The following is a 15,872-nucleotide window of genomic DNA, read 5'->3' as shown; positions in this document are numbered from 1 at the left end:
CGGCCCAACAAGAATGACAAGGGGAAACCGCATGAAACCTGGACTCTGCGCGCAGCTCGCGCTCACCGTTGCCGCTACGGCCTGCACCTGGGCGGTACAGGCCGATGACACCGGGCCTGCCCTGAAGGCTGGCAAGGAATACCTGATCGCTACCAACTACCCGAACAATCTGCATGTGGTCGATGTCGCCAGCGATACGGTGTACAAGAGCTGCCACCTGCCCGACGCGTTCGGCCCGGGCACCGCGATGATGGCGCCGGACAACCGCACGGCCTACGTGCTCAACAACCATTACGCTGACATCTACGGCATTGACCTGGACACCTGCAAAACCACGTTCCACGCCAACCTGTCGAGCGTGCCCGGCGAAGTCGGCAAGTCGATGTACTCGTTCGCCATCAGTCCCGATGGCAAAGAGGTCTATGCCACCGTCAACCCCAGCCAGCGGCTGAACGACCATTACGTGGTCAAGCCGCCGCGCCTTGAAGTGTTCCGCACTGCCGACGGTGTCGGCGCCAAGCCGGTGCGGACCTTCCCCATGCCGCGCCAGGTGTACCTGATGCGTACCGCCGACGACGGCAGCCTGTTCGTGGCAGGGCCGGATATCTACAAGATGGACGTGAACACCGGCAAGTACGAGGTGGCGTTGCCGCTGCGCACCTGGAACCGCAAAGGTTACAGCGCTCCGGACGTACTGTACTTCTGGCCGCACCAGAACCCGCGGCATGAATTTTCGATGCTCTACACCGTTGCCAAGTTCAAGGACGAGCAGCAGAACCCCGACACGGCCGAGCTGCTGTACGGCTACCTGAGCATAGACCTCAAGACCGGTAAGGCCCACACCCAGGAGTTCGCCGACCTGACCGAGCTGTATTTCACCGGCCTGCGCTCGCCAAAGGATCCGAACCAGATCTATGGCGTGCTCAACCGCCTGGCGCGCTATGACATCAAGCAGCGCAAGCTGATCAAGGCGGCTAACCTTGAGCACACTTACTACTGCGTGACCTTCGACAAGAAGGGCGACAAATTGTACCTGGGTGGCACCTTCAATGATTTGGCGGTGTTCGACCCTGAGACGCTGGAAAAAGTGAAGAACATCAAGTTGCCGGGTGGGGATATGTCGACCACTACGCCGCAGGTGTTTGTCAGGTAATCGAAGTTGCCCGCTTCGCGGGGCAGGTTTGCGCTCACAGGGCGTTGTGCGAGGCCTGTGGGGCTAGTCCCGCGAAAGGGTTGGTGAAACCACTACAAGAACAACAATGGGAGCGCCCATGACCGAGCCCAGCTACACCCAGGGCAACCAGGACAAAGCCCTGCTCACTCAATGCATCGGCGATGCATTCGACGCCACTGTCGCCCGCTTCCCCGACCGCGAAGCCCTGGTGGTCCGCCACCAGGCCTTGCGCTACACCTGGCGGCAACTGGCCGAGGCAGTCGATCAGCATGCGCGCGCCCTCATGGCCTTGGGGGTGCAAGCCGGTGACCGCCTCGGCATCTGGGCACCCAACTGCGCCCAATGGTGCATCACCCAGTTCGCCAGTGCCAAGGTCGGCGCGATCCTGGTCAACATCAACCCCGCCTACCGCTCCAGCGAGCTGGATTATGCCCTCGGTCAGTCTGGGTGCCGCTGGGTGATCTGCGCCGACGCGTTCAAGACCTCCGACTACCATGCCATGTTGCTGGAGCTGATCCCCGGGTTGGCCAACGGGCAGCCCGGGGCGTTGCGCTGTGAGCGTTTCCCAGAACTGCGTGGGGTGGTGAGCCTTGCCAGCACGCCGCCCCCGGGTTTTCTCGCCTGGCATGACCTGCAGGCCTGCGGGAACCCGGTAACGGCGCAAGCCCTGGCCGAGCGCCAGGCGCAGCTGCAGCCTGGCGACCCCATCAATATCCAGTACACCTCCGGTACCACTGGCTTCCCCAAAGGGGCCACGCTCAGCCACAGCAACATCCTCAACAACGGCTATATGGTCGGTGAAAGCCTGGGCCTGACCGAGCACGACCGCCTCGTGGTGCCAGTGCCGCTGTACCACTGCTTTGGCATGGTCATGGCCAACCTGGGCTGCATGACCCACGGCAGCACCCTGATCTACCCTAACGATGCCTTCGACCCGTTGGCCACACTACGAGCGGTCGCCGAAGAACAGGCTACCGCGCTGTACGGCGTACCGACCATGTTCATCGCCGAGCTGGACCATCCGCAACGCGCTGACTTCGACCTGTCGAGCCTGCGTACGGGCATCATGGCGGGCGCCACCTGCCCGATCGAGGTCATGCGCCGGGTGATCGACGAAATGCACATGGCCGAGGTGCAGATTGCCTATGGCATGACTGAAACCAGCCCTGTGTCGTTGCAGACCGGTGCAAACGACGACCTTGAACGCCGCGTGACCAGCGTTGGTCGCACCCAGCCCAGGTTGCAGAGCAAGGTGATCGATGCCGACGGTAACACTGTGCCGCGGGGTGAGATAGGCGAACTGTGCACCCGTGGCTACAGCGTGATGCTGGGCTACTGGAACAATCCCAAGGCCACCGCCGAAAGCATCGACGAGGACGGCTGGATGCACACCGGTGACCTGGCGGTGATGGATGAGCAGGGCTACGTGCGTATCGTCGGGCGCAGCAAGGACATGATCATCCGCGGCGGCGAGAACATCTACCCGCGTGAGCTGGAGGAATTCTTCTTCACGCACCCGGCCGTGGCCGATGTGCAGGTGATCGGCGTGCCATGCAGCCGATATGGTGAAGAGATCGTCGCCTGGGTGCGGCTGCATCCGGGCCATGCGGCGAGCGAGGATGAACTGCGCGAGTGGGCGAAAGCGCGGATCGCGCACTTCAAAGTGCCCCGGTATTTTCGCTTTGTCGATGAATTCCCAATGACGGTCACCGGCAAGGTGCAGAAATTCAGGATGCGGGAAATCAGTGTCGAGGAACTGTCTGCGGGTTAAGGCACCGGCCACCTCGCGGCCAAATCCGCGGCGTGGTCGGTGAAAACCGTTGGGCGTCTAGTCCTGCAGCAAGTCCGGGCTGTTGAAGTTACTCAATCGCGGGTCGTCTTCGGCACACGCCAGCCCCTGCACCGCTTCAAGCAGCAGGGCCTTCTGCAGGCTCCGCTCTCCCGCTGCCCAGGCCTGCTGCAGCACCGGCAGCACTCGGCGTGGCAGCACACTGAACATTGGCTGCCAATATCCCGCCTGGCGCACCATCGCGGCACTGTCGTGGGCCACCGCCAAGCGCAGCAGATCCTCGATCAACCGTTGATCGATCAGCGGCGCGTCACAGGCCAGCAGCACCACCCATTGATGCCGCGCCGCCGCCAGCCCGGCGATCACCCCGGCCAGCGGCCCCGGGAAGTCTGCCTCCGCATCGGCCACCAGATGATCGGCAAAGGCGCAATAACGGTCCTGGTTGCGGTTGCAGGAGATCACCACATCATCGCTAAGCGCCCGCGCTACCCGCTGCACATGCGCCACCAGGGGCTCGCCACGCCATTGGACAAGCCCTTTGTCACGGCCGCCCATGCGCTGGCCGCGGCCGCCGGCGAGGATGAGGATGGAGCAGGGGGGCAGGGGAGTGGTCATGAAAAAGGGTTCCGGGCAGTCGATACCCGGAACCCTCTCATTCAACCCCGTTGCTGTCCAGTCAGGCGCCGGTTGATTCCACCTGATCGGCCCGGGTCTTTTTACGCTCAGCCAGGCGCATCACCACCACGAAGAACACCGGCACGAACACCAGCGCCAGGGTTGCGCTGAGCATGCCGCCTATCACCCCGGTGCCGATGGCCTGCTGGCTCGCCGAACTGGCGCCGGTGGCGATGGCCAGCGGCACCACGCCGAGGATGAACGCCAGCGACGTCATCACGATCGGCCGCAGGCGCAGGCGGGCTGCCTGCACGGCCGCGTCGACGGCATCCACGCCTTGGTCCACCAGGCTCTTGGCGAACTCGATGATCAGGATTGCGTTTTTCGCCGACAGGCCGATCAAGGTAATCAGACCGACCTTGAAGAACACGTCGTTGGGCATGCCGCGCAGGGTCACCGCCAGCACCGCACCCAGCACGCCGAGTGGCACCACCAGTAGCACGGCGGTGGGGATGGACCAGCTTTCGTACAGGGCCGCCAGGCACAGGAACACCACCAGCAGCGACAGCGCCATCAGCAAGGGCGCCTGGCTACCGGACAAGCGCTCCTGCAGCGACAGGCCCGTCCATTCCAGGCCGGCGCCGGCCGGCAATTGCGCGACCAGGCGCTCGACCTCGGCCATGGCCTCGCCCGAGCTGTAGCCGGCTGCCGGCTCGCCGGAGATCGACACGGCCGGGTAACCGTTGTAGCGGGTCAGTTGCACCGGACCGCTGACCCACTTGGCCTGGACGAAAGCACCCAGTGGCACCATCTTGCCGCTGCTGTTGCGCACGTGGATTTTCAGCAGGTCCTCGACCTGGCTGCGCTGGTCGCCTTCGGCCTGCACCACCACCCGCTGCATGCGGCCTTGGTTGGGGAAGTCGTTGACGTAGTTGGAGCCCACGGCAGTGTCCAGGACGGCGCCGATGTCGGCAAACGAGATACCCAGGGCATTGGCCTGGCGGCGGTCGATTTCCAGTTGCACCTGCGGGCTTTCGGCCAGCGACGCCTCGCGCACGTTGACCAGCACCTTGCTCTTGCGCGCGCCAGCCAACAGCTCGTCACGGGCTGCCATCAGTGCGGTGTGGCCCATGCCACCTCGATCCTGCAGCCTGAACTCGAAACCGGTCGACTCGCCCAGGCCGTCGACCGGGGGTGGCAGCACGGAAAAGGCCACCGCATCCTTGAGCTGGGCGAACGCCGCGCTCGCCCGGTCGGCGATCGACTGGGCGCTGTCGTCGGCGCCGCGCTCGGACCAGTCCTTGAGCGTGGTAAAGGCCAGTGCCGCGTTCTGCCCGCTGCCGGAGAAGCTGAAGCCCAGGATTACGGTGGTGTTGCCCACGCCCGGTTCCTGGCCATTGTGCGCCTCGATCTGCGCCGCGACCTGTTCGGTACGCATGCGGCTGGCACCCGGTGGCAATTGGATGTCGGTGATGGTGTAGCCCTGGTCCTCGGTGGGGAGAAACGCCGTGGGCAATTGGCTGAAGCCATAGCCGAGCACCGCCAGCAGCACGCCGTACACCAGCAGGTAGCGCCCACTGCGCTTGAGCGCCTGGACTACCCAGCGCTGGTAACCGTCGGTCATGGCCTCGAAGCGTCGGTTGAACCAGCCGAAGAAGCCCTTGCGCTGGTGCTGCTCGCCCTTGGCCAGCGGCTTGAGCAGGGTGGCGCACAGGGCCGGGGTCAGGCTCAGGGCCAGGAAGGCCGAGAACAGGATCGACACGGCCATCGACACCGAAAACTGCTGGTAGATCACCCCGACCGAGCCTTTCATGAACGCCATCGGCAGGAACACCGCCACCAGCACCAGGGTGATGCCGACGATGGCGCCGCTGATCTGGCCCATGGCCTTGCGGGTGGCCTCCTTGGGCGGCAAACCTTCCTCGGCCATGATCCGCTCGACGTTTTCCACCACGACGATGGCATCGTCGACCAGAATGCCGATGGCCAGGACCATGCCGAACAGGGTCAGCACGTTGACCGAGAACCCCAGTGCCAGCATCACGGCGAAGGTGCCCAACAGCGCCACCGGCACCACCAGGGTGGGGATCAGCGTGTAGCGCAGGTTCTGCAGGAACAGGAACATCACCGCAAACACCAGGAGCATGGCTTCGAACAGGGTACTGATGACCTGCTGGATCGAGACCTTGACGAAGGGTGACGTGTCATACGGGATGTCGTACTTGACCCCTTCGGGGAAGTAGCGCGACAGTTCCTGCATCTTCGCCCGTACCAAGGTGGCAGTTTGCAGGGCGTTGGCGCCGGGCGCCAGCTGCACGCTGAAGGCGCTGCTCGGTTTGCCGTTCAGGCGAGTGCCGTACTGGTATTCCTGCGCGCCGATTTCCACCCGGGCAACGTCGCCGATGGTGACCGTCGAACCGTCCGGGTTGGCCCGCAGGACAATGGCGGCAAACTCTTCGGGGGTGCTCAACTGGCCCTTGACCACCACGTTGGCGGTGATCTCCTGGGTACCGCGGGCCGGCAGGTCACCGATGCTGCCAGGGGCGACCTGGGCGTTCTGCCCGGCAATGGCATCGGCCACGTCGTTGGGTGTGAGGTTGAAGCCAATCAGCCTGGCGGGGTCGATCCAGATCCGCATGGCACGTTCGGAGCCATACATCTGGGCCTTGCCGACGCCTTTGAGGCGACGGATTTCGTTCATCACGTTACGGGCAAGGATGTCGGACAGCGCGGTTTCATCCAGGCTGCCGTCTTCGGAGGTGAGGGTGCCGAGCAGCAGGAAGCCGGTGGACACTTTTTCCACTTGCAGGCCTTGCTGGGTCACCGGCCGCGGCAGCCGCGACTCGACCACCTTGAGGCGGTTCTGCACATCGACCTGGGCAAGGTCCGGGTGGGTACCTGGCTCGAAGGTGGCAGTGATGGTGGCGCTGCCCAGGCTGCTTTGCGACTCAAAGTACAGCAGGTTATCGGCGCCGTTGAGCTCCTGCTCGATCAGGCTCACCACGCTCTCGTCCATGGTGGCCGCCGAGGCGCCCGGGTACACGGCATAGATTTCCACCTGCGGCGGCGCCACGTTGGGGTACTGGGCAACCGGCAGTTGCGGAATGGCCAGTGCACCGGCCAGCAGGATGAACAGGGCGACCACCCAGGCGAACACCGGGCGGTCGATGAAGAACTGCGGCATGGGTCAGGCCCTCACTGGCCGTTGTGCTGGGCGATGGGCTGGCTGCCCGGGCTGGCGTCGACCTGGACCTGGTCGCCCGCCTTGACGTGTTGCAGACCTTCGATGACCACGCGCTCGCCAGGGGCCAGGCCTTCGCTGACGATCCAGCGGTCGCCCTGGGCGTTGCCGAGCACAACCGGGCGTTCGCTCACGCGCGCCTGGGCATCGACCACCAGTACCTTCGGCACCCCGGCGCTGTCACGCAGGATTGCGCGCTGCGGCACGCTGATGCCTTTGGGTTGCACCGCCTGCTCCAGGCGCACTCGCACATAGCTGCCGGGCAGCAGGTCGAGGTCGGGGTTGGGGAACTCGCTGCGCAGGGTGATCTGGTTGGTGCTCGGGTCGACGCTGATGTCAGAGAACAGCAGCTTGCCAGGCAGCGGGTAAGCACTGCCGTCATCCTGGATCAGCGTGGCGCGTGCTTCGCCATTGCCTGCCTGTTGCAGCTCGCCGGCACGCAATGCGCGGCGCAAGGTGTTGAGCTCGCGGGTCGACTGGGTCACGTCGGCATGGATCGGGTTAAGCTGCTGAATGGTCGCCAGCGGCGTGGTCTCGTTCTGCCCCACCAGCGCACCTTCGGTGACCAGGGCACGGCCGATGCGCCCGGAGATCGGCGCGGTGACCGTGGCATAACCCAGGTTCAAGCGCGCCCGCTCGAGCGTGGCCTTGGCTTCAGCCACTACGGCATCGGCCTGGAGGAACGCAGCCCGGGCATTGTCGTACTCCTGGCGGCTGACCGCCTTGTCGTCGACCAGCTGACGATAACGCTGTTCCTGGAGGCGGGCCTGGTACAGGTTGGCCTGAGCCTTGGCCAGGGTGGCGCGGGCACTGTCGTGGTCAGCCTTGAACGGTGCCGGGTCGATCAGGAACAGGACGTCGCCTTGCTTGACGTCGCTGCCCTCACGGTACACCCGTTTGAGCACCACGCCGGCCACCCGGGCCCGGACTTCGGCAGTGCGCGGGGCAAGAATGCGCCCGCTCAGTTCGGTGCTGATGGCCAGGGGTTGGAGTTGCAGCGTTTCCACCCGCACCTGGGGCTTGGGTTGCTGGTCGCTCTGCTCGGCAGTGTCGTTGCAGCCGGCCACGCTCAGGGCCAGAAACGCCGTTAGCGCCACGGGGCGCAGGCGATGGGGGACGGTAATAGGCATACGGATCTTCCGATGATGACCCGGCGTATGCTAAAGCAGCCGCTGCCTGCCTGCCTGTTAATACCTGTAAAGTGTGTGTGAAAAAGTGTGAAGAATGACCCTGTCGCCATGGCGGATTCTATATTCTGACTGCCAGTCAAGCCTTCCCTAATCGCCATCCCAAGTCCCTATGCCGAATATTCTCCTGGTCGAAGACGACAGTGCCCTGTCCGAACTGATCGCCAGTTACCTGCAACGCAACGACTTCCATGTGCGGGTGATCGCCCGCGGCGACCATGTGCTCGACGCCGTGCGCCTGGAAAAACCCGACCTGGTGATCCTCGACCTGATGCTGCCCGGCATCGACGGCCTGCAGGTGTGCCGCCTGCTGCGCCAGCAGTCACATTGCCTGCCGATCCTGATGCTGACGGCCCGCGACGATAGCCATGACCAGGTCCTGGGCCTGGAACTGGGCGCCGACGACTACGTGACCAAACCCTGCGAGCCACGCGTTCTGCTGGCGCGCGTGCGCACCTTGTTACGTCGCAGCAGCGTCAACGAGCCGCACCTGGACAGCGAGCAGATCCAGATCGGCGGTTTGCGCATCGACCTGGCCGAGCGCGTGGTCAGCTGGCGGGGCGAAGAAGTGGAACTGTCGAGCGGTGAGTACAACCTGCTGGTGGTGCTGGCCCGCAATGCCGGTGTCGTGCTCAGCCGCGACCGCATCCTGCAGCAGTTGCGGGGGATCGAGTTCAACGGCACCGACCGCTCGGTAGACGTGGCCATTTCCAAGCTGCGCCGCAAGTTCGATGACAGCGCCGGCGAAGCGCGCAAGATCAAGACGGTGTGGGGCAAAGGCTACCTGCTGAGCCGCGTCGAGTGGGAGTGCTGAGGGCACATGCTGAAGATTCTGGTGCGCCTGTACCTGGTGATCATCGTCGCCTATGCCGGTGCTCTGCTGTTGATCCCGGACGCCATCGTCGGGTTGTTCCATGACCGCTTCGTGGCCTACAACCTCGACCAGGCCAAGGGTGTGCAGTCGCTGATCGTGCGCCAGTTCCGCCAGGCCCCGCGCGAGCAGTGGCCCGCCGTGGAGCAGGACCTGGCGCGGGTGTTCGCGCCGTTGCAGGTCAGCCTGTTGCGCAAGGACCAGGCCGGGTTGAACGTGGATGAACAGGCGCGCCTGGAGCATGGCCTGTACACGGTGCGCATCGGCGACTGGGGCTATTACGAAACCGTGCTGGCGCCGCTGGACAAGGACTGGCTGGTGAGCCTGCATTCGCCACCGGACCCACTGGATATCAATGTGCTGTCCTGGGGGGTGACCGTGCTGATCGGTGCCGCGATGCTGGGCTGCCTGCTGTTGTGGGTATGGCCGCACTGGCGTGACCTGGAGCGGCTCAAGGAAACCGCCAGGCGCCTGGGCCAGGGGCAGATGGCCGAGCGCACCCATATCTCGCCGCATTCGAACATCGGTGAGCTGGCTGGTGTGTTCGACACCATGGCCAGCGACCTGGAGCGCCACGTCAATCAGCAGCGCGAACTGCTCAATGCAGTGTCCCATGAACTGCGTACCCCGCTTACCCGGCTGGATTTCGGCCTGGTGCTGCTGTTCGACGAAGTACCGGCGGCCAGCCGCAAGCGCTTGCTGGAACTGGTCGGGCATGTTCGGGAGCTGGACGATCTGGTGCTTGAGCTGCTGTCGTACAGCCGGCTGTACAACGCCGACCAGGCCCGTGAGCGGGTCGAGGTGTCGTTGCTGGAGCTGGTGGACAGCGTGCTGGGTGGCTTTGCCGAAGAGCTGGACGCCCGCGGCATCGCGTGGGAGGTGCGCGCCGTGGGCAAGCTGCCACGCTTCGTGCTTGACCCGCGGCTGACGGCGCGGGCGGTGCAGAACCTGGTGCGCAACGCCATGCGTTATTGCGATGAGAGCCTGCTACTGCGCTTGCGTCTTGAGCCGGACGGTGCCTGCCTGTTGACGGTCGAGGATGACGGAATCGGCATTCCGGTGGAGGAGCGCGAGCGTATCTTCCAGCCGTTCTACCGCCTAGACCGCAGCCGTGACCGCAATACCGGCGGTTTCGGCCTAGGCCTGGCCATCAGCCGCAGGGCGATCGAGGGGCAGGGTGGCACACTGACCGTGGCGCAGTCGGCCTTGGGGGGCGCGCAGTTCAGGATCCGCTTGCCTGCCGGTGGCTAGCGGGCGTTGCCTGCTAGCTGCTTTCAGCCAGCCTGGCCGTCCACAGCACGAAGCGATCCTTGCCGCTGTGCTTGGCCTCGTACAGTGCCTGGTCAGCTCGCACCAGTGCCGTGGTCAGGCTATCGCCGTTGTCCACCCGTGCCAGCCCGATACTGATCGTCACCGGGTGCGGGCCCTGGTCGTCACGCACCCGTTCGCACAAGGCGCTGACCTGCCGCTCGGCCGCGTCCTGGTCCAACCCCTGGAAGAAGATCACGAACTCCTCGCCGCCCAGCCGGGCGAACTCGTACGTCCCCATCGACGCCTTGATATGCGCGGCCACGCGCTTGAGCACTTCGTCGCCGATGTCATGGCCAAACCGGTCGTTGACCTGCTTGAAGTTGTCGATGTCGATCATCGCCAGGTACTGCCCGGCGGGCGATTGCCGCAGCTGGCGCTCGGCCTTGGCCATGAACGAGCGGCGGTTGGGGATGTCGGTCAGCACGTCGACATAAGCCTGTTCGAGCAGCACCTTGGACATGTAGAAGTTATGCAGCTTGGCCTGGCGCAGGCGCAGGTAGCTGTAGATCACCAGGCCGCTGAGAAACACGGCATAACTCAGCAACATGGCAGCTTCCAGGTCGTCCAGGTCGATGTTGGTGCCGTAAAAGGGGTTGAGGACAGCCCACGTGACGACCATGGCGCAGAAAAACGACCAGCGTCGTACAGGTAGCACCGAGACGCTGTAGAGCACGGTGGAGGTCCCCAGCACCAGCCATACGGGACGCAGGGCGATCGGGATGCCGTCAATGACCAGCCTTATGGCCAGGGTGATGACGGCAATGAACAGCAGGTTGAGCACGTCGAAGTGGTGGCTGTTGCGGGTGAAGCCCAGGACGACGGTGAGGGTGCCCATCAGGGCCATGAACACCCCCGATAACCAAGTGAAGCCCTGGCCGCCCAGGTAGCTGACGATGATATCGAAGACGAGCCAGACGGCGACGCTGATACAGAAAATCAGCTGGCAAAAGCGCCGGGAGTTATCGAATTCGTGTTGACGAAATTCGGCACGCAGGGCCGCGGGTGCGACCTGCTGGCGGACGTACTCCTCGATGGTCTTGAACATCCGGGGGCTCCTGTGAGGACTGCATTGTCAACACTGGCGCTGTTGCTGGCAAGCCAGCGAAAGAGTCGGTACGAACAGGCTCACTGCTGCGGCAGCACGCCTTGGGCCCACGGTCGATAGCGCACGTCGAACACCGCCTCGGCATGGCATCCGCCCGCAAGCTGCGGCGCCGCCGGCTCGGCGTGAAAGGGCTGGCCCGGTGCACTGACCTGGCGAAACGCCTCGCGCACCACGCCTACCCGGCACGGCAAGGCGTGCTCATAGGCCTGGCGCACCAAGGGCGGCAGCCGCCCGGTACCGGCTCCGTCCTGCCACCAGACCGTCAAACCCAGCCCGGCAAGCTGATCCAGCCACGCGCCATTGACGCCCGGTGCCAGCGTGCCTGCGCTGAAGGCACTGATGTGCAGGGGTTTGTCCAACTGCCGGTTGAATGCCTGCAACTGGCGGTACAACGCGTCGCGGCGGGAGGCGTCACGAAAGTGCAGATCGTCCAGCTCCATCGGCAGGTACCAACCCGCCACGGGCAGTCGCCAGGTTTCACGCAGCTGTTGGTAGTGGCTCAACGAGCGACCCAGCTGGGCTTTCCAGTAGCTGCTCAAACCGTCCGCGTCGAGCGCCTGGAGGCGCTGGTAGTAGGCGGGGTCCATGTACAGCCCTAGCACCAGTTCAAGGCCTTGGGCGCGCGCTTCGCGCAGGCTGTTGGCCAACCAACCCTGGGCACCGCCGAAATCGCTGTCACCGTAGGCGCTCCACTGCACGATCAAGGTGGTGCCGCCCTGGGCCGCCGTCGCCTGCCACAGTTGCTGCCACTGGGCAGGGGTGACGCCAGCGTCGCGGTTCAACGGTTGGTAGAACAGGCGCTGCTCGGCCAGCGCCGGCAGGCACAGCGCAACCATGCAGATAGCCAGAAAGGTACGCATCAGAAGGTCATCTCCGCGCCAACCAGCACACCATTGGCGCGCTGGTAGAGGTTGCCACCCAGCGATTGCTGGTACTCGGCGCGTACTTTCAGCGAGCCGCGGTAGGCGTTGTACCGGTCGTCGTCGAACCACCATTGCCAGCGCACGCCGACACCGGCACGGGCATCCTGGCGCCAGTCGTTGCTCGGGTCCTGGCTCGCGAACTCGAGCAAGCCATAGGGCATCACCGTCTGTGCTGAGCTGCCGGGCAGCTTCCAGGTGTGGCCTTGTTGGTAGCGTGACAGCCAAGCGTGGTCACCGGCGCGGGTCCACCACGCAGCGTCGAGGTAGAGGAAGCGCTCGTTCCAGTCGTCCTCGTCGATCCGCCAGTCGTTGCGCCATGCCCCCTGGTCGAGGAAGGAGGCCGTTGCGCGCAGTAGCAGGTCGTTGCTCGACTCGGCGTTGTGCCGCAAGTCTCCCCAGTTGCCGCCGACCTTGGCCGGGCTTAGCAGCTCCCCAAGGCTCAGGCCGCTGTAGTGCTCGGCATCGATCTGGCGTTGATGGTAGAGCTCGGCGTACAGGTTGAGGTTGGCCTGGCCAAAGGGCTTGTAGCGCAGGCCAACGCCGGTGCCCATGCTTTGCGCGTAGTCAGTACGGCTCTGGCCGCCGAACAGCACCCGCCCATAGACCGACAGGGTGCTGCCGTTGCGGCTGGGCTCTTCACCCAAGGCATGGTCCCACATGGCCAACTGCACGTTTTGCGACTGCGTGCGGCGGCGGCTGCCGCTGCGCTGGCCGTTGTCGAGGAACTTGTCGTTGGTCGAGGTGCCAGCGGGCGACCAGGTGCTGGCCAGCGTGATGGTGTCGCGCCGCGACAGGCTCTCGTGGGCCCGGCGCTGGCGGTACTTGCGCGCCTCGAGGCTGCCGTATTCATCGTCGCCGTCCACCAGGTGCTCTTCCACATCGATCACCCGCCGCAGTTCGCGGCGGGCCGCAGCGCTGTTTTCGGCCTCGTCATACCGCAAGGCGAGGGTTTCGCCCAGGCGGTAGTCTTCGGGGAAATCCTGGGTGGCGCGCTCCAGGTAAGGGATCGCCTGGCGGCGCTGGGCCTTGTCGGGCGAGCCGGCCAGGCGCATCCCGTAGTCGGCGCGGTAGCGCGGCTGGTCGGGCGCAAGGCGCACTGCCTCGGCCAGCCAAGCGGTGCTTTGTGCGCTGTCGCCGGCCAACTGGGCAGTGCTGGCGGCGGCATAATAATGGTCGGCACGCGGGCTGTGCGCCAGGGCCTGACGCTGGAAACCCAGGGCCGCGGGCAGGTCACCCTGGCGTTGGGCGATCACGGCCCCCAGGGCCCAATCGTCGGCGCTGCGGTGCGCGGCGGCGTCCCAGTAACGGCGGGCAGCCTGTGGGTCGCCGGCGTTCAGCGCGCCAGCGGCGGCCGTCAAGCGGGCATTGTCAGTCCAGGCGCTGGCTGGCAGGCTGCGCCAGATCGGCAGGGCGGCCTCAGCGTCGCCGGCAGCCTCCAGCGCGTAGGCCAGCGGTAACCGGTTGCCTGGGTCGCCCAGGCGTTCGGCGGCCTGGTAGTAGACCACGGCTTCACCGGGTTGCTCGGGCATGGCGCAGCGGCCCAGGGCGCGAAACTGCCCGGCTTCGCCGGGGGTTGCCGGTATCGCCTGGCGTACAGCATCGCACTGGCCGGCTTCGGCCAGGCGGCCAAGCAACTGGGCACGGGTGTTGGCATTGACCCTGGGAACAAGGCTGAGTATCCGCCTGCTGTCCAACGGGCTTTCGTTGCGTGCGTAGATATTCCCCAGGCGTTGCAGCAGTGACGGCGTCAGGCGCCCCTGGCGGCGATCGTACGCCTGTTCCAGCAATGACCGGGCGCGCTCGCGTTGATCGTGTTGCACCAACAGGAACGTGGCCTGTTCGAGCGCGGCCAGGTCACCGTGCTGACGGTAGCGTTTTTCCCATTCGGCGGCCGTGCGCGGCTGTGGCGGTTGCACGGGGTCCCCGTACAGGCGCTGCTTGAGTATCGCGTAGGCGCGTGGGTCGGTGTTGGCGGGGCAGCCCTTGAATTGTTCCCGGGCGACATCCGGGTCATGGCGCGACAGCCAATCGACCGTCTCAAGGCAGGGGCGTTGCAGTTCGTTGCTCAGGCGCCGAACCAATGGGGCATCGCCGCCTTCACGGGCCAGTTCCCACAACTGCTGGCGCAGCTCGGGTTGCTGCAACTGCGCGGCGGGCAGGGTTTGCAGCCACCGCTGCGCCTGCTGGTTATGGCCCATGGCGATGGCACGGTTGGCCATGGCCAGCCGCATCTGGTTGGCCACCTCGGCGGAGGGGGCGCTTTGCAGCAATTGGCTCAGGCCCTTTTCATCGACCTGCTGCACGTAGGCATTGGCCAGGCGCTGCCAGTCTTGGGCCGGTAACTGGCCCTGGGCGGCAAGTGGTTGCAACTGGTCGATGGTCTCTTTCCAGTTGCGCAGTTGTTCGGCGAAGTTGGCCCGTGCCAGGCGCAATACCGGGCCATCGTCACGCGGCGGCAGATGGTTGAGCCAGTCCAGCGCTTTGCCGGCACCGCCAAACTTGGCCAGGCTCAAGCTGTAGGCCTGCCACAGGCGTACCCGTTGCACGCCCTGGGCAGCGTCCAGCCAGGCCTCTACCTGGCTGGGGGGCGGCGGGTCCTGCTCGATCCAGGTCAGGCGCAGTTCAAGCAGTGCGTTGGCGTATTCGGGGCCATCACCGAGCTGCTCGGCCAGGGCTTCGGCTTCCTTGTAACGGCGCTGGTGGGCCAATGCCTGCACCAACAGGGCGCGGGCCTCGTTGTTGTTGGGTACACGCCCCAGTACATGGCGGGTCAGGCGCTCGACCTCGGCCCAATTGTCCTTTTTCGCTTCACGGTAACCGCGCTCCATGAACGGGAAACTGGTGAAACGCTGGAAGTCCGTCATCGGTGCGGCCAGGGTGGGCAGGGCGGTGGTGCACAGCAGCAGGCCAGCGAAGGTCAGGGTAAGCCGTGGCTTCATGCCACCTCCCGGGTCAGGTCAAAGGCGGCCTGCTGTTCGCTGGCCTGTTCGGCGAGGGCTTCTTGCAACACCTGTTCAGTAATGATGCCCCGGGCGACCAGATGCGCTCCGAGGCTTTGCTGCTCGGGGTCGAAGTCGATCAAGGCCTGGTTGAACAAGGTCACCGGAACCATGCCGCGCACCTGCAGCAGGGTGCCGAGCATGACCTGGTGGGTGCTGACCTGTTCGATCAGCTGGGCGTTGTCCTGGTGCCGTTCGAGCACCGCGAGCATCTGCCGGGTTTCCTCTTGCTGCCAGGGGCTTGGGTAGTGATAGCGCAAGCCCAAGGTTACCCGCCCTTGTGGCGCCAAACGACAGCGCACCGGGCGCTTGAGCTGTCGGCTGATCACCCCCAGCGACACCTGGCTGACCGGGCTCTCGCTGGCCAGCACCAGGGCGTCGCCGTCCTCGGCCACTGGCAGCACGCCATAGTGGGTGGCCAGCCGGCGTGGTAACTGGGCGATCAACTGCGGGTCGAGCTTGAATGGGTTGAGCGGTGCCCATGGCAGGTCGAGCTGTTCGGCCAGGGTCTGCACCAGCTGTTCGCTGGTCAGCCAGCCACGCAGCAGCAGTTCGCGGCCCAGGCGTCGGCGAACAGGGCTGGTGATGGCCTGCTCGAGCTGCTGTTCGGTGATGTAGCCTTTTTCCACCAGGCGTTGCCCGAGGGGCGTGCGGGCG

11 protein-coding genes are annotated in these 15,872 nt (G+C 65.1%); 4 read left to right on the top strand and 7 right to left on the bottom strand.

What is annotated here, in order from left to right; translation table 11 throughout:
• Window positions 1-31: 31 nt before the first annotated feature.
• Window positions 32-1,153, top strand: a complete 1,122-nt coding sequence (gene peaD, locus L6D80_RS18075; protein ID WP_176516620.1) for a quinohemoprotein amine dehydrogenase subunit beta — start codon at window positions 32-34, stop codon at window positions 1,151-1,153.
• 118 nt (window positions 1,154-1,271) lie between these two features.
• Entirely contained in the window at window positions 1,272-2,945 is a 1,674-nt protein-coding gene (locus L6D80_RS18070) for a fatty acid CoA ligase family protein (protein ID WP_176516621.1), read from the top strand.
• Between the two features lie 57 nt (window positions 2,946-3,002).
• Here L6D80_RS18070 and mobA read toward each other — a convergent pair whose 3' ends face one another.
• From mobA to L6D80_RS18055, 3 genes are all read right to left on the bottom strand, one after another.
• Window positions 3,003-3,578 carry a molybdenum cofactor guanylyltransferase MobA gene (gene mobA / locus L6D80_RS18065; RefSeq protein WP_176516624.1) on the bottom strand — a complete coding sequence of 192 codons (576 nt, stop codon included), beginning with the start codon at window positions 3,576-3,578 and terminating at the stop codon, window positions 3,003-3,005.
• A 61-nt stretch (window positions 3,579-3,639) separates the two neighbouring features.
• Window positions 3,640-6,762 (bottom strand): efflux RND transporter permease subunit, encoded by a 3,123-nt coding sequence (locus L6D80_RS18060; protein WP_176516626.1) that lies wholly within the window; start codon window positions 6,760-6,762, stop codon window positions 3,640-3,642.
• 11 nt (window positions 6,763-6,773) lie between these two features.
• Window positions 6,774-7,949, bottom strand: a complete 1,176-nt coding sequence (locus L6D80_RS18055; protein WP_054901457.1) for an efflux RND transporter periplasmic adaptor subunit — start codon at window positions 7,947-7,949, stop codon at window positions 6,774-6,776.
• 169 nt (window positions 7,950-8,118) lie between these two features.
• Here L6D80_RS18055 and L6D80_RS18050 point away from each other — a divergent pair, with 169 nt between their 5' ends.
• Entirely contained in the window at window positions 8,119-8,820 is a 702-nt protein-coding gene (locus tag L6D80_RS18050) for a response regulator (protein WP_176516628.1), read from the top strand.
• Window positions 8,821-8,826: 6 nt separating this feature from the next.
• Window positions 8,827-10,128, top strand: a complete 1,302-nt coding sequence (locus L6D80_RS18045) for an ATP-binding protein (protein ID WP_190977085.1) — start codon at window positions 8,827-8,829, stop codon at window positions 10,126-10,128.
• A 13-nt stretch (window positions 10,129-10,141) separates the two neighbouring features.
• Here L6D80_RS18045 and L6D80_RS18040 read toward each other — a convergent pair whose 3' ends face one another.
• The 4 genes from L6D80_RS18040 to L6D80_RS18025 all read right to left on the bottom strand — a co-directional run.
• Entirely contained in the window at window positions 10,142-11,233 is a 1,092-nt protein-coding gene (locus tag L6D80_RS18040) for a GGDEF domain-containing protein (RefSeq protein WP_054901454.1), read from the bottom strand.
• An 80-nt stretch (window positions 11,234-11,313) separates the two neighbouring features.
• Entirely contained in the window at window positions 11,314-12,153 is an 840-nt protein-coding gene (locus L6D80_RS18035) for a DUF4434 family protein (protein ID WP_176517016.1), read from the bottom strand.
• Window positions 12,153-15,155, bottom strand: a complete 3,003-nt coding sequence (locus L6D80_RS18030; protein WP_182387532.1) for a phage receptor — start codon at window positions 15,153-15,155, stop codon at window positions 12,153-12,155. Before L6D80_RS18030 ends, L6D80_RS18035 begins: the two co-directional genes overlap by 1 nt.
• The coding region (locus L6D80_RS18025; protein ID WP_476748337.1) for a cyclic di-GMP-binding domain-containing protein, MshE-related at window positions 15,152-15,872 on the bottom strand (721 nt) is incomplete at its 5' end. The genes L6D80_RS18030 and L6D80_RS18025, both read right to left, overlap by 4 nt.

Source organism: Pseudomonas ceruminis, from assembly GCF_021602025.1.
GTDB lineage: Bacteria > Pseudomonadota > Gammaproteobacteria > Pseudomonadales > Pseudomonadaceae > Aquipseudomonas > Aquipseudomonas ceruminis.
This window is presented reverse-complemented; position numbering and strand designations above follow the sequence as displayed.